Here is a 15,238-nt window from a genome sequence, read left to right as displayed (position 1 = left end):
GCGAGGTCGATTCTGAAATTAACGTAGACGGAATGCCAATCAAAAAATGTAGTTTTCCAACAAATAGCGAGAAGCGCGCTTTTTATGAAGGAAATTTGAAGGCACTTGTTGTAGCAAAAATACATTCATGACGCAGCCATGGAAGGCCATCCTCCTCTGCGCCACAAACAAAATGCCCCTTGCCGCAACAACGGCAAGGGGCATGGAGACTGCATCGGAGGCTGGGCGCCCCCGACCGATTACAGCTTGTAATTGAAGCCGAACAGCATCTGGCGACCGTACTTCGTGTAGCCGCGCGGACGGTCCGTCGAACCCGAGTAGGTCTGGAACGCCGTGTCGGTCAGGTTGTTCACCTGGAACAGCACGGACAGGCCCTTGACCTGCTTGAAGTCGTAGCCGAGCTGCAGGTCGACGACGCGGTCCGGCTTCGTGAACGTCAGCTCGGTCGCGCCGCCGACGCCGCCGATCTCGGCCACGTAGTCGCTGCGGTAGCGCTGCGCCACGCGGGCCGAGAAGCCGTCGTTCTCATAGTAGGCCGTCACGTTGAACACGCGCTTCGACAGGCCCGGCAGCGGGATGCTCATGTCGCCGAAGCTCTGGTTCTTGATCGAGATCTCGCTCGTCGTGAACGCCGCGTTGGCCGTGATGCCGAAGCCCGAGAGCACCGGGGTGAACATGTCCAGCGGCACCGACGCGGCCAGTTCCAGGCCTTGCAGCTTGCCGCCGTTGCCGTTCTTCGGCTGGGTCATCGTGCCGGTATTGCTGGTCGCGCCCTGCAGCTGGTACTCGGAGAAGTCGCGCGGCTCGGTGACGGTGTAGATGTAGGACTTCAGGTCTTTGTAGAAGCCCGCCACCTGCACATAACCCTTGTTGCCGAAGTATTTTTCCCACGACAGGTCGACCGCGTTCGCACGCCACGGATCCAGCTGCGCATTGCCGCCGTTGCCGTAAGGCGTACCGGTGCTCTGGTGCGTCAGGCCGACTTCACGCGACGCGTTCAACTCGTCGAGGCGCGGACGCGCCAGGGTCTTGTTGGCGCCGAAGCGGATGATCTGCTGTTCCGGCAGGCTCCAGATCAGGTTGATGCTCGGCAGGTAGTCGTTGTACTTCTTGCCGTCGGTGAGCGGCACCAGGTCGGCGAACGGCCAGGCGCGCAGCGTCTTGGCGGTCGAGCTCTGGTCGGTGTGCACGGCCTGGATGCCGACGTTGCCGCGCAGCGGCATCGACATCAGTTCGGTGTCGATGTTCAGCTTGGCGTAGCCGGTCTGGACCTTCTCGGTGATGGTCCAGTTCTTGGTCGCGCCCCACGGCACCAGCACGGCCGGCGTGTACGGACCGAAGTTCTGCGCCAGCACGGCCGGGATATCCCAGCTCAGCGTATCGGGCAGCGCGTACAGCGACTGCGAGCCGTTGACGGCACCGGCGGCGATGGCGCCCGTGCCCAGCTTGGTGAAGCCGGTCTCGAGGTGCTGCTTCCGCTTGTCGCGCTTGGACGCGTTGACACCGAATTCGATGCTGTTGAACAGCTTGCTGTCGAAGCGGTATTCGGCGCTGAGGCGGAACGAGTTCAGCTTGTCCTTCAGGTGCGGCGCGTTGACGTAGCCGTCGCCGTACTGGCCGCCGATGGCCAGCAGCGCCGGGTTGTCGTACACGCCGGTCAGGCCGATGTTCGGGATGGTGCCGTTCGCGTAGTCGAACGTCATCGTCTGGCGCGCCGCGAGGCCGGTGTTGATCTCGTCGAGTTCTTCCTTGTGGTCGGCCTGCGAGTGGCTCAGGTCCGCGACGAAGGTCCAGTCGCCCGCGATGTACTTGTTGTTCCAGCCGTAGGCCGTCAGCGTGTCGTTCTGGCGGTAGTGGTTGTTGCGCACCACCGGGTTCACGTTGTTGGCGGTACCGGCCGTCATGACGCCGTTGCCGTTGATGGTGCCCGGCGTGAACGAGACGTTGCCGTCGTCGGTCAGCTGCACTTCCATGCCGCGGCGGTCTTCATCGAGCTTGAAGCGCGAGTGGTACGCGTCGATCGTCGACGTGAATTCGCGGATCGGATGCCATTCCACGACGCCCATCAGGCCGTCGCGCACCTGGTTGCCGGTCTGCGCCAGCGACTTGATGCCTTTCGGAACCTTGACGGTCTTGCCCGGCACGGACGACGTATTGTCGACCCAGTCCCAGGTCTCGAATTGCTTCGACTCGTTCGGCTTGTCGGCGCGTGCGTAGCCGACCGCCACGCCGAGCGTGCGGCCCAGGAACTGGTCGACGTAGGATGCGCTGATGCGGCTGCCCTTGTCCTTCGAGCCGGTGCTGAGCTTGCCCTGGCTGTTCTTCTCGCCGCGCACGTTCAGCGTGACGACGCGCTCGCGCAGCGACAGCGGCTTGATCGTCTGCAGGTTGACCGTACCGGACAGGCCCTGGCCGACGAGCGATGCGTCCGACGTTTTATACACGGTGACGGCGTTGATCAGCTCGGACGGATACTGGTCGTACTCGACCGTGCGGTTCGCACTCGTGCTGACCTGCTCGCGGCCGTTCAGCAGCGCGGTCGACAGGTCGCCCGACGTGCCGCGGATGCTGATCTGCTGCGCCTGGCCGTTGACGCGCTGCGCCGACAGGCCCGGCAGGCGCGCCAGCGATTCGGCGATGCTGATGTCGGGCAGCTTGCCGATGTCCTCGGCGGAGATGGTCTCGACGATGCTGGTCGCATCGCGCTTGACGGCGATCGCGTCCTCGATGCTGCGGCGGATGCCCGTGACGGTGACGGTGTTGACCGGCGCCGCCTGGACGCCGTCGGCCGCCTGCGTCTGCGCGGATGCCTGGGCGCCCGCGAGCGCCAGGAACATGGCGCAACCCACGGCGACCGGGCTCAGTTGGAATACGGGCTGACCGCCCTTCGAAATCTTCATATGTCCCCTCGACAGAATCAGTGTGCTTATAAGAGGAACGTCAGCCTTTTGCCGAAGCGTGCGCCGGCCACGGGCTCGAACGTTCGGAACCGATTCTGTATTAAAACTAGATTACATGTCAACGAGACAGAGATTTAAGTGAAGAGATTGTGGTTTTCACCCACAAGATGCACCAGAAAAAGACATTTTAGAAGCAGTTCTAGTAAATACATACTTCTTATAAATGTAGTTCGGGTACAAATTTCCAGATGAAAACACTTACATCTTCGGTGCCTTGGCATACCCGTCGATGAACGCCGCATGATCGGGCATGAAATCGACGCATTGCCGGATCACGTCCGCCACGCCTTCCATGTACTCGCGGATGCCCTCTTCCGACTGCACGTCGACCAGCGGGTGATACGCTTGCGGATGGATGTTCTGCCCGACGAGCACCTGCAGCCACCCGACTTCCGTGAACAGTTCGCCGTCAACGCGGCGCAGGCGGCCGTGCGTGCGGAACAGGTCGATCTTGTCGCGCAGGGTGGCCGGAATCTCCATGCGCGCGCATTCCTGCCAGAACGCGGCGTCGTCGCGCTGGTTGGCGTAGTAGTGCAGGATGATGAAGTCGCGGATGCGCTCGTAGTGGAAGCGCGACAGGCGGTTGAACGCCTCGACGTCCGCCGCGCTGAAGCCCTGGTCCGGGAAGTAGTCCAGCAGGCGCTGGATCGAGTCCTGGATCATGTGGATGCTCGTCGATTCGATCGGCTCCAGGAAACCGCTCGACAGGCCGATCGCCACCACGTTCTTGTCCCACGCCTTCTTGCGCATGCCCGTCGTGAAGCGGATCGGGCGCGGGTCGGCGAGCGGCTTGCCGTCGAGGTTGGACAGCAGCACGTGCGCCGCCTCGTCGTCGCTGATGTAGCGGCTGCAGTAGACGTGGCCGTTGCCGATGCGGTTCTGCAGCGGGATGCGCCACTGCCAGCCCGACTTGTGGGCGGTCGCGCGCGTGTACGGCGTGAGCGCGGGCACGGATTCGCACGGCACGGCCAGGGCGCGGTCGCACGGCAGCCAATGGCTCCAGTCCTCGTAGCCCGCCTTCAGGGTCTGTTCGATCAGGAGGCCGCGGAAGCCCGAGCAGTCGATGAACAGGTCGCCCTCGATGCGCTCGCCGTTTTCCATCACGACGGCGTCCACGTGGCCGTCGTGCGCGCGCTGCGTCACGCGCACGATTTTCCCCTCGGTGCGCTCCACGCCGCGCGCTTCCGACAACTTGCGCAGGTGGCGCGCGTACAGGCCGGCGTCGAAGTGGTAGGCGTAGGTGATCTCGGCCAGCGGCGAATTGCCCAGGTCCGCGCGCGGCAGCATGAACTTGTTCGCGCGCGCGGCGGCGCGCGTGATCGAGTAATCGGCCAGGTCGCGCGCCTGGCCCAGCGCGCGCATCTTGTGCCAGTACTGCTCGAAGCCGACCATCCACAGGTCCTGGCCCAGGCGCCCGAAGCCGTGCGTGTAGCGGTCGCCCAGGCGGCCCCAGTTGACGAACTCGACGCCGAGCTTGAAGGTGCCGTTGGTGGCTTTCAAGAACTCGGCTTCGTCGATGCCGGCGACGGTATTGAAACGCTGGATCATCGGAATGGTGGCTTCGCCGACGCCGACGATGCCGATCTCGTCGGACTCGACGAGGCGGATGCGGTAGCGGCCGCGCAGCGCGGTGGCCAGGGCGGTGGCGGTCATCCAGCCGGCGGTGCCGCCGCCGACGATGACGATGGTGTTCAGATGAGGTACTTGCATGCTCGGTCTCGCGATCATGAAAAAACACCCCCGCTGACCAGGGCCGGCAGGGGTGTTTCAATTAACTGTCGGCGTCGACAGGATACCGTAGGGTGGGCGGCCCCCGCCCACGCGGACGTTTGCGCGCCGCACGCGGTACGTGGGCACGGGGTGCTCACCCTACGGACGACAGCCGGATAACGGAGTAGAACTTGTACCGGATTAGAACTTGTAGCTCGCGCCCAGGCTGTACGTACGGCCGAACGTGATCTTCTCGGCGATCTCGCTCGGGTTCGCGGCGTAACGGATGAACGGCGAGTTCGTCCAGTTGTTCACCGCGGCCGTCAGCGACAGGCCTTTCAGCATCGTGTTGTCGCCGAACTCGTACGTCAGCTGGCCGTCGACCGTCGTGTTGCCACGGATGAAGGTCAGCTGGTTGTTGTCCTGGAAGTCGCTGATCTCGCCCAGGAAGTCGCTGCGGTGCTTGGCGGCGATCGACGCGCGGAAGCCATGCGCTTCGTAGTACAGGCGCAGGTTGGTCACCTGGCGCGACAGGCCCGGCAGCGGGATCGTCGCGACGCCGCCCGTGTCGATCACGGTCAGGCCCGTCGTCAGCAGGTTCACCGAGCTCAGGGTGCTCGAGTGGTTGACCTCGACGCCGAAGCCGCTCAGGTACTTCGACAACATGGCGAACGGCAGCGACGCGGTCAGCTCGATACCCTTGATGTTGCCGCCCGTGCCGTTGACCGGGGTGTTCAGGATACCGACGGTCGAACCGGCGTTCGGACCCGACGCCGGCAGCGGGGTCTTGGCGCTCAGCAGGCCGCTCGTCGCGAAGTCGACGGTCTTGGGGACGGTCAGCACGTAGGTGTCGAGCTTCTTGTAGAAGCCGGCGACGGCGACATAGCCCTTGGCACCGTTGACGGTGAAGTACTTTTCCCACGACAGGTCCAGCGCCTTCGCACGGAACGGTTCCAGGTTCGGGTTGCCGGCGCTGCCCGACAGGATCGGGCCGTCGTGGAACGACGTGTTCAGGCTCACGCCGCCGCCCGGACGCAGGTCGCTCATCTTGGTGCGCGACAGCGTCTTGCCCAGGCCGACACGGAACATCTGGTCGTACGGCAGTTCGAAGCCCAGGTTCAGGCTCGGCAGGAAGTCGTTGTACGAGTGGTGACCCCGCACGACGTAGGCCGGGCAAGCCTGCCCGGCGACGCCGGCGCACTTGCTCGTGTCGACCACGGTACCGGTCGAGCTCTGGTTCGTGTGGATGTACTGCGCGCCGATGTTGCCGCGGTAGGACAGGCCGAACAGCTCGCCTTCCAGGTTACCCATCAGGTAACCGGTCGAGACCTTCTCCGACACATCCCAGTTCTTGTCCGTCTGGATCGGCTGGTCGACCTTCGGCAGCAGCTGGTAGACCGTGCCGAGCGAACCGAGCGGGTTCCACGCGACGACCGGGATGCCCGACTGCGGCGTCACCAGGACGTCCGTACCCGGCACCGGTGCCGAGCCGTACGGGCCGGTACCGACGACCAGGTTGCCTTCGTTCTGGTCGCGGCCCTTGTTGCGGTTGGTGCGGTTGACGCCGAATTCGACGGCCGTCAGCGGACCCAGTTCCATGTCATGCTTGGCGGACAGGCGGTACGACTTGATCTCGTCGGTGGTCGTGCCCACGGCGACGTAGCCGGCCTGCGGGTTGCCGGTCAGGCCGCCACCCCAGCCCGCGTGGTCGGTCAGGACGACCTGGCCGCGGTCGGCGTAGTTCAGCGACGTCGTGTAGGTCGGCGCCAGGTTGTCCTTGCCGTTGTAGCCGGTCCAGGAGATGGTGGACAGGTTCGTCGCGTCGCCCGGCTGGCCCGCCGTCGTCTCGTAGCGGTTCGAATCGTGCGTGACCTTGGAGCCGGCGATGTCGCCGGTGACGGTCCAGCCTTCGCGGCGCAGGCGGCTGTTGATGCCCCACGAATTCAGCGTGTCGGTGACGGCTTCGATGTGGTTGCGGACGTCGCCCTTGAAGTTCGTGCAGGTGCCCGAGGTGGCCACGCCGTCGACGATGGTGGCGTTGGTCAGCACGCCGTTCGGGTCGTACGAACCGGTGCTGCCGCAGACGGAGCCTTCCAGGCCGGTCTTCTTGGTGTTGTCGGTGTTCTTCGAGTGGAACAGGTCGACGGTGGTGACGAAGTCCTTATTCGGGCGGAATTGCAGGATGCCCATCACGCCCTTGTTGGTCTGCGGGTCGCGCTGGACGTCGGTCTTGAAGCCGTTCGGGACCTTGACGGTCTGGCCGTTGTACGTGGCCGAACCCGCGCCGCCGCCCCAGCCGTCGGCCTGGAACTGTTCGGCGCCCGTGTCGTTGAACTTCACGGCGCCCAGGGCCACGCCGATCGTGCGGTTGGCGAACTGGTCGATGTAGGTCAGCGTGGAGCGGTAGCCGGTACCGGTGCCCAGGCCGTTGTTGTGCTCGCCGAAGCGCATGGCCTTGTAGCCGACGGCAACGGTGCGCTTGCCGAAGTCCAGCGGCATCACGGTGCGCTGGTCGATGGTCGAGGCGATGCCCTGGCCCATCAGGCTGGCGTCCGGCGATTTGTAGATCGTGATGGTGCCCAGCATTTCGGCCGGGTACAGGTCGAACTTGACGCCGCGGCTGTCGCCCGCCGACGCCTGCTCGCGGCCGTTCAGCAGCGTGCCGTTGAAGTCCGGCGACAGGCCGCGGACGGAGATCGCGGACGCACGGCCCGACGACTTGTCGCGCTGCGCGGTCACGCCCGGCAGGCGCGAGATCGATTCGGCCACGGTGGCATCCGGCAGCTTGCCGATGTCTTCCGCCGAGATCGCTTCGACGATGGAGTTGGAATTCTTCTTGATGGAGATGGCCGCCTCGATGCCGCGGCGGATACCGGTCACGGTCACCGTGCTGACCGGGTTGCCGTTGGCGTCCGTCGCCTGGGCGGCTTGCGAGACGGTGGCGTCCTGGGCGTAGACGTTGGTGCCGAGCGCCGACAGGAACACGGCGCAACCGGCGGCAACCGGGCTCAGCTTGAACACAAGTGCGCCATTGATGTTACGCGCGTGCTTGCCATTAAAAATCTTCATTTGTCCCCTCAAATCATCAGATCTCATTGTTTTTCCCGACGACGGCAGCTTGAGCCCGCTCCGGGAGCCAAAAAGCAAACGTTTATAAGTACGTACGTTCTGTCAAGGATTCTGTATTAAAACTAGATGCACTGTCAACGTGAGTTGCCTTCGATTACGGGAATGTAGGAGTTTTACGCCAAATCGACTAAAAAACGACTTTTCTCGTTGTATTCGAGCTACAGAATAAGCATGCGGGCATTGTAGTCGCGCTACAAATCGATTTCCGAACATCAATTTAGGAGTGTTTTGCACCTTTTTGAGGCAAACTCGCGTAGTAGTTTTACGGAATGTTGGGATTTACCCACATTCGTACTTGCCCGTCGCTCGCAAAACCGTGTAGCAAAACTAGAGACTCGGTAGGTTGGTTGCGTTGCTGCGCTCAAGTGTCTGTAGTATTCTCCGAGCAATAATGTAATAAGCGCATTACTCCTAGGCAACAAGCTGAGTAAATCGCTGTAGTCCGACTACGCTCCGGAGACCACATTGCGCATTTCGCCCCGCCTCGCCGTCCTGCTGCTCGGCAGCCTCTTCCTTACCGGCGCAACCGCCGCACCGGCCGTCATCGACCACATGGACCCGCCGTTCTGGTGGACGGGCATGCACGACCACCGCCTGCAACTGATGGTGCACGGCCCCGCCATCGCGGACCTGGAACCGGCCATCGCCTACCCCGGGGTGCGCATCGCGGCCGTCACCCGCGTGGCCAACCGCAACTACCTGTTCATCGACCTGGACATCGCCTCCGACGCGCAGCCAGGCGACGTCGCGATCGATTTCCGCGGCGCGCGTCCGACCCGCCACATCTACCGCCTGCTGGCGCGGGCATCCGGCTCGGCCGGGCGCAACGGTTTCGGGAAAGCCGACGCGATCTACCAGTTGATGCCGGACCGCTTCGCCAACGGCGATCCTTCGAACGACAGCGTGCCCGCCCTCGCGGATAAACTCGACCGCAAGCTCGGCCACGGCCGCCACGGCGGCGACATCCAGGGCATCATCGACCACCTCGACTACATCGCGGGCATGGGCTTCACGCAGCTGTGGCCCACGCCCCTCGTCGAAAACGACATGCCGGCCGCGTCCTACCACGGCTATGCGGCGACGGACCACTACCGGATCGACCCGCGCTACGGCAGCAACGAGGACTACGTGCGCCTGTCGAACGAAGCGAAGAAGCACGGCATCGGCGTGATCCAGGACGTCGTGCTGTCGCACATCGGCCTGCATCACTGGTGGATGAAGGACTTGCCGACGCCGGACTGGATCAACCACAACGACGGCCGTTTCGTCGCGACGATGCACCACCGGACGGCCGTGCAGGACCCGTACGCGGCGCAGGAAGACGCCAGCAACTTCACGACCGGCTGGTTCAGCCCCGGCATGCCCGACATGAACCAAACCAACCCGTTCGTCGCCAATTACCTCATCCAGAACAGCATCTGGTGGATCGAGTACGCGGGCCTGTCCGGCCTGCGCATCGACACGTTCGGCTATTCGGACGGCGGCTTCCTCGCGCAATACACGCAGCGCGTGCTGGGCGAGTATCCGCACCTGAACATGGTGGGCGAGGAATGGAGCAAGCTGCCGCCCGTCGTCGCGCACTGGCAGCGCGCTCCCACCTCGATGCCCAGCATGATGGACTTCCCGCTGACGGAGGCGATGCGCACGGCCCTCGCCGGCGGCAAGAACGAGAACGTCTTCAACGACGTGTACGAGATGCTGTCGCTGGACTATCTCTATCCGGACGCGTCGAACCTCGTGCTGTTCGAGGGGAACCACGACATGGCGCGTTTGTACAGCGTCGTCGGCGAAGACGTCGAGCGCTGGAAGATGGACCTCGCGTTCATCATGACGATGCCCCGCATCCCGCATTTCTACGTGGGCGACGAGCTCCTGATGACGAGCACCGTCGACCGCCGCGACGACAGCAGCTACCGCCGCGACTTTCCCGGCGGCTGGGCCGGCGACAAGGTCAACGCCTTCACCGGGGCCGGCCTCACGCCGCGCCAGCGCGAGGCGCAGGCGTTCGTGAAGAAGCTCGTCAACTGGCGCAAGGGCGCGGCCGTCGTGCACGACGGGAAGCTGATGCAGTACGGGCCTCAGAACAATACGTGGGTCTACTTCCGCTATGACGGGAAACCGAGCGGCAAGAAGAAGGTCATGGTCGCGTTCAATGCGAATGGGAAGGAAGCCGTGCTGCCCGCCGGGCGCTTCCATGAGATGCTGTCCGGGGTTGCGGCCGGGACCGACGTCTTGACCGGCAAGCGTTTCGACCTGGGCAAGGAAATCCGCCTGCCCGCGAAATCCGTTGTCATCCTCGAACTCTGAATCCTGCCATGATCAAGCACACCGTTCTCGCCGCCGCCCTCTTCGCCCAATCCGTCGCCGCCATCGCGGCCGAAGCCGCGCCGCTGCGTTACGACATCTATGTGCGCGGCGCCTTCAACGGCTGGGGCACGGACAACGTCCTGGTCCATCAGGGCAAAGGAATTTATCAGGCCGACATCCTCGTCAGCCCCGGCAACCACGCCTTCAAGATCGGCAGCAAGGACTGGGCCGCGGAATGGGTCGCGAATCCGGCCGCCAGCGTCAGCGTCAAGCTGGGCGACGCCTATCCGCTCGCGACGGAAGCGGGGCCGGAAGACTATCTGTTCACGAAGACGACGACCACGTTCCGCTTCCGCGTCGACGTGTCGGACCCGAAGCGCCCCGTGCTGACGGTGACGCAGGTCGAGACGCCCGCGGCCGCGGCGGCCGCCGATCCGCACGCGGGCGCGGGCGCGACGGCCACCCTGACCTTCCCCACCTGGGACGGCAAGGAAGAATCGGCGCGCTTCTCCGTGCGCGATCCGCAGGCGCCGCTGCGCAGCTATGCGCATTCGACGACGATGCAGTTGCGCGACCCGGGCCCGCAAGCGACGACGTACGAGGAAGACGCCACGCTGCCCGTCGTCCGCAGCGGCAACCTCGCGTTCGACGCGCTGTTCGCGCTGGCCGGCCACGAGATGAAGCTGGACTCCGTGAAGGAGATCCGCGACGGGAACTACAACGGCGGCGCCGCGATCCCGTGCGACTGCTTCGAGACGGGCGAGAAATGGCATTACGTGTGGACGCGCGACCTGTCGTACGCAGCCGACCTCGGTCTCGCCATGCTCGATCCGCAACGCGTGCGCAATTCGCTGCTGTTCAAACTGTCCGGCTGGCGCGCCGGTGTGCCGAAGGCGCCGCAGGTCGCGGGCACGCCCGACGGCCTGCAGATCGTGCAGGACACGGGCAGCGGCGGCAGCTGGCCCGTCAGCACGGACCGCATCACGTGGGCCTTCGCGGCCGAAGAAGTCCTCAAGACGCTGCCGGCCAGCGAGCGCGCGGCGTTCGCGACGAAGGCGCTGCAGGCGCTGGCGAACACGATCGAGAACGACCGCATCGCCGCGTTCGACAAGACGACGGGCCTGTACACGGGCGAGGAATCGTTCCTCGACTGGCGCGACCAGACGTACGCGAAATGGATCACCGACGACCTGGCATCGATGGCCAGTTCGAAAGCGCTGTCGACCAACGTCGGCCACTACAAGGCGCTGACGCTCGCAGCACAACTGGCCCGCGAACACGGGGATCGGGCTGACATTCGCCGCGCCACGCGCTACGAGGGGTGGGCGCGCGACCTGAAGCGCGCGATCAACACGCGCCTGTGGCTCGACGACGCCGGCATGTACAGCAGCCTCACGGCCCCGCACTTCGACGGCGCGCCGCTGCACAAGTTCGACTGGCTGGGACAGTCGCTCGCGATCATCACCGGCGTCGCGGACGGCGCGCGGGCGCAGAAAATCCTCGCCAGCTATCCGCACGGCCCGATGGGCGCGCCCGTCATCTGGCCGCAGCAGCAGGACCTGCCCGTCTACCACAACCGCGCGATGTGGCCGTTCGTCACCGCGTACGGCCTGCGCGCCGCGATCGCGGGCCGCAACGTCGCGGTAGCCGATGCCGCGTACGACACGCTGATGCGGGGCGCGGCGCTGAATATGTCGAACATGGAAAACCTGGAGTGGCTGTCCGGCCAGCCGCTGCTGCTGGACGAGGCGCATCCGAACCTGATCGGCCCCGTCATCAATTCGAAGCGCCAGCTGTGGTCCGTCGGCGGCTATCTCGGCATGGTGATCCGCGACGTGTTCGGCGTTTCCACGACACGTGAAGGCATCGAGGTGAAGCCGTTCGTCACGGCGAAGCTGCGCGGCGGCGTGTTCGCGGCGGGCGACAACATCGCGCTGTACAACCTGCGTTTGCAGGGCCGCGCCGTCAATGTGAAACTGCGGCTGCCGCCCGTGCCGGCGGCCGGCACCAGCGGTTATTACGCCGTCGAGCGCATCCTCGTCGACGGCAAGCCGGCCGGCAGCAGCATCCCGTGGAGCGCGCTGGATGCGCACAGCGACATCGAGGTCCAGCTGGGCAAGCTGGTCGACGGCACCACGGCCATCCGCCGCGTGAGCGCCGATCCGTACGCGGAAACGCCGACCGTGTTCGGCCCGCGCGAGCCGCGTATCGATGGCGTCGCGCGCGCGGGCGGGACGACGACGGTGACGATCGTGCCGGCCGACCAGCAGGCGGGCATCACGTACAACATCTACCGCGACGGCAAGCTGGTGGCGTCGAATCTCAGCGCCGGCCCATGGACCGACCGCGAGAACAGCGCCGCGGCATGCTACGCCGCCGAAGCGCAATACACGTCGTCCGGCAACCGCAGCCACCACAGCGTGCCGCGCTGCGCAGGCGCCAGCGTGGCGATCGCCGCCACCGACCCGCGCGTAGACTCCCGCGTGGCCATCGCACCGGGCAATGCGCGCTTCGCCGAAGCACATCGCGCCAACTGGGGCCAGCCGGCCGACCGCCTCGACGTGCGCGACGTGCGCGTCCCGCAAGCGGGCGACTACGCCGTGCAGGTCCGCTATCACAACGGCGCCAACCAGATCAACCTGGGCATCAGCGGTGGCGTAAAATGGCTGGCGCTCAAGGATGAGTCGGGACGCATCGTCGCCCAAGGCGTCGTGCAACTGCCGCACGCGCGCATCGAGAAGGCGAACACCCCGACCGTGTATTCGACCCCGCTGGCGGCGCGCCTGAAGGCGAACGTCGCGTACCGGATCGAGATGAGCGACTTCTACAACATGAGTTATCTGGACAGCAACCGCAGCTTCAGCGCGGCCGGCGGCGTCGACGGTCCGTCGAACCGCTTCGACATCTACGGCGTGCGGCTGCTGCGTACCAACGGAACGAAATGATGAAACGAATCGCAATCGCCGCCGCAGCGGCGGGCCTCATGCTGGCGCAGGCCCACGCCACCACCGTGCGCATCCACTACGCCGCGGGCAAGGACACGATCCAGATCCGCGCCGACAAGGGCGCCGCCGGCTGGTCGCAGGGCGTGCCCGCGAAGCCGGAAGGCGGCCCGCTGAACGTGTGGACGTTCACGTGGCCGGACGCGCTGGGCGACATCCAGATGAAGCCCACGCTGGGCGCGGACAAGGTGTCGATCGGTGGCGTCTATAAACTGGCGGCGGGCGGCACGGTCGACATCTACCCGTTCTTCGGCCCGCCGTTCGGCAAGGTGACGATCGTGAAGGATTTCGCGTCGCCGCAACTGGACAACAAGCGCGCCCTGCGCATCTATCTCCCGCCCAGCTACGGCGAGAACGCGGCGAAGCGCTACCCCGTGCTGTACATGCACGACGGCCAGAACCTGTTCGATGCGAAGACGGCATCGTACGGCGTCGAATGGGGCATCGACGAGACGGTCAACCGTCTCGTGGCGACGGGCGTGATGGACGAGGTGATCGTCGTCGGCATCGACAACACGCCGGACCGCATCCCCGAATACACGCCCTGCTGCGACCCGAAATACGGCGGGGGCAAGCTGAATGCCTACGACGCGTTCATCGTCGAGACGGTGAAGCCGTACGTCGACCGCACGTACCGCACCCTGCCCGGCAAGGAAACGACGGCGATCATGGGCTCGTCGCTGGGCGGCATCGCCTCGGTGCTGATCGCGCAGCGCCACCCGGACATCTTCTCGAAGGCGGGCGGCGTCTCCAGCTCGTTCTGGTGGAACAACGGGGCGCTGCTGGCGAAGGTGCCGGACCGCGTGCCCGTGAAGTTCTACCTCGACGCCGGCACGCGCGACGACGGCCTGGACGACACGGCGAAGATGCGCGACGCCATGCTGGCCAAGGGTTATCGCGACAACGAAGACCTGATGTTCTACAAGGCCGAGGGCGCGCGCCACAACGAGGCCTCGTGGGCCGCGCGCGTGGACAAGCCGCTGACCTGGTTCTTCCCGTGGGGTTCGACCCGGCAGTGACCGGAATCAGAATTCCATGCTGTATAAATTGCTGCCGGCGTCGCCCGGCACGAGGTGGACGAACCGTTCGTACCGCATGCCCATCTTGCGCAGCAGGCCGTTGGACGCGAGGTTGTTGGGCGACGTGATGGCCAGCACGCGCTTGAGGCCCAGCGCGGGCGCGAGCGCCAGCACGGCCATGCCGGCCTCGTACGCATAGCCGCGGCCGCAGTAACGCGCCAGGTAGGCGTAGCCGATGTCGACGCCGTCCAGCGTCTCGCGCCTGATCAGGCCGCACATGCCGATGGGCGTGCCGCTGTCCTTCAGTTCGACGACGTACAGCGAGTGGCCGCGCGTGGCCTGCATCGCGATCGGGCCGTCGAGCAGGGCCTGCACGGCATCCTCGCGCGTGCGGATGCCGCGGTCGCCGATATGCTCCAGGAAGCCGGGATCGTTGACGAGCGCAAGATAAAAGTCGGCGTCGTCGCGGTCGGCGGTGCGCAGGCGCAGGCGCGGGGTCGCGAGGATATCCACCGGCATCAGTCTTCTTCCGGCAGCGGCCAGCGCGCGGGGTCTTCCAGCAGCTTGTACATCACGTACGCATCGACATAGCCGAGCCGGCGGTGGCGGTACGCCTTCGGCAAGGTGCCGACGATGGAAAAGCCGAGCCGCTTCCACAGGTGGATCGCGGGATTGTTCGTGCTGACGACGAAGTTGAACTGCATGGCCAGGTAGCCCTTGCGGCGGGCCTCGCCGATACTGTGCTCGCCGAGCAAATGACCCACGCCGACGCCCTGCGCGTTCGGACTGACCATGTACGACGCATTGGCGACATGCGCCCCGCGTCCCACGTGGTTCGGCTGCAGCTTGTACATCCCGAGGATCCGCTCCTCGCCGCGCACCGCGACATAGGTCGACGCCTCGGCTGCGAACCAGTAATCGTAGGTGTCTTCGCGACTCGTGTCCGCGTCCTGGGCATAGGTTTCACCCTCGGCCGCGTGCGCCTGGAAAATGGTCCACATAGCATTGAAATCAGTTTCAGTAGCGGGACGAATCTGGATATCTTTCACTGCGTGACCTGCTGGGACGTATCGAAAGCGCAAGATTCTACCTTGGGATTCGGCTGCACGGA

The 15,238-nt window shown here is 65.0% G+C and carries 8 protein-coding genes; 3 read left to right on the top strand and 5 right to left on the bottom strand.

Features of this window, described 5'->3' with window-relative positions:
* Window positions 1-239 precede the first annotated feature (239 nt).
* The 3 genes from ACEN98_RS06700 to ACEN98_RS06690 form a co-directional block, all read right to left on the bottom strand.
* Window positions 240-2,900 (bottom strand): TonB-dependent receptor, encoded by a 2,661-nt coding sequence (locus ACEN98_RS06700; RefSeq protein ID WP_413382848.1) that lies wholly within the window; start codon window positions 2,898-2,900, stop codon window positions 240-242.
* 258 nt (window positions 2,901-3,158) lie between these two features.
* A complete protein-coding gene (locus ACEN98_RS06695) occupies window positions 3,159-4,670 on the bottom strand; it encodes a tryptophan halogenase family protein (RefSeq protein ID WP_413382846.1) in 1,512 nt (503 codons plus the stop codon).
* 201 nt (window positions 4,671-4,871) lie between these two features.
* A complete protein-coding gene (locus ACEN98_RS06690) occupies window positions 4,872-7,739 on the bottom strand; it encodes a TonB-dependent receptor (RefSeq protein WP_413382844.1) in 2,868 nt (955 codons plus the stop codon).
* 525 nt (window positions 7,740-8,264) lie between these two features.
* On the opposite strand from ACEN98_RS06690, the gene ACEN98_RS06685 reads away from it, so the two are divergent.
* The 3 genes from ACEN98_RS06685 to ACEN98_RS06675 are packed head-to-tail and all read left to right on the top strand — an operon-like array spanning window position 8,265 to window position 14,127.
* A complete protein-coding gene (locus ACEN98_RS06685) occupies window positions 8,265-10,106 on the top strand; it encodes a glycoside hydrolase family 13 protein (RefSeq protein ID WP_413382842.1) in 1,842 nt (613 codons plus the stop codon).
* Between the two features lie 8 nt (window positions 10,107-10,114).
* Window positions 10,115-13,051 carry an esterase gene (locus tag ACEN98_RS06680; RefSeq protein ID WP_413382840.1) on the top strand — a complete coding sequence of 979 codons (2,937 nt, stop codon included), beginning with the start codon at window positions 10,115-10,117 and terminating at the stop codon, window positions 13,049-13,051.
* On the top strand, window positions 13,051-14,127 hold the full coding sequence (locus tag ACEN98_RS06675) for an alpha/beta hydrolase (RefSeq protein ID WP_413382838.1): 1,077 nt from the start codon (window positions 13,051-13,053) through the stop codon (window positions 14,125-14,127). The genes ACEN98_RS06680 and ACEN98_RS06675 overlap by 1 nt, the downstream gene beginning before the upstream one ends.
* A gap of 6 nt (window positions 14,128-14,133) precedes the next feature.
* Here ACEN98_RS06675 and ACEN98_RS06670 read toward each other — a convergent pair whose 3' ends face one another.
* Both ACEN98_RS06670 and ACEN98_RS06665 read right to left on the bottom strand, forming a co-directional pair.
* On the bottom strand, window positions 14,134-14,646 hold the full coding sequence (locus ACEN98_RS06670; RefSeq protein ID WP_413337657.1) for a GNAT family N-acetyltransferase: 513 nt from the start codon (window positions 14,644-14,646) through the stop codon (window positions 14,134-14,136).
* Window positions 14,646-15,176, bottom strand: a complete 531-nt coding sequence (locus ACEN98_RS06665; RefSeq protein WP_413382836.1) for an N-acetyltransferase family protein — start codon at window positions 15,174-15,176, stop codon at window positions 14,646-14,648. The genes ACEN98_RS06670 and ACEN98_RS06665 overlap by 1 nt, the downstream gene beginning before the upstream one ends.
* Window positions 15,177-15,238: the final 62 nt, after the last annotated feature.

Origin of the sequence: Massilia sp. CT11-137 (assembly GCF_047302885.1) — a bacterium.
GTDB lineage: Bacteria > Pseudomonadota > Gammaproteobacteria > Burkholderiales > Burkholderiaceae_D > Telluria > Telluria orientalis.
This window is presented reverse-complemented; position numbering and strand designations above follow the sequence as displayed.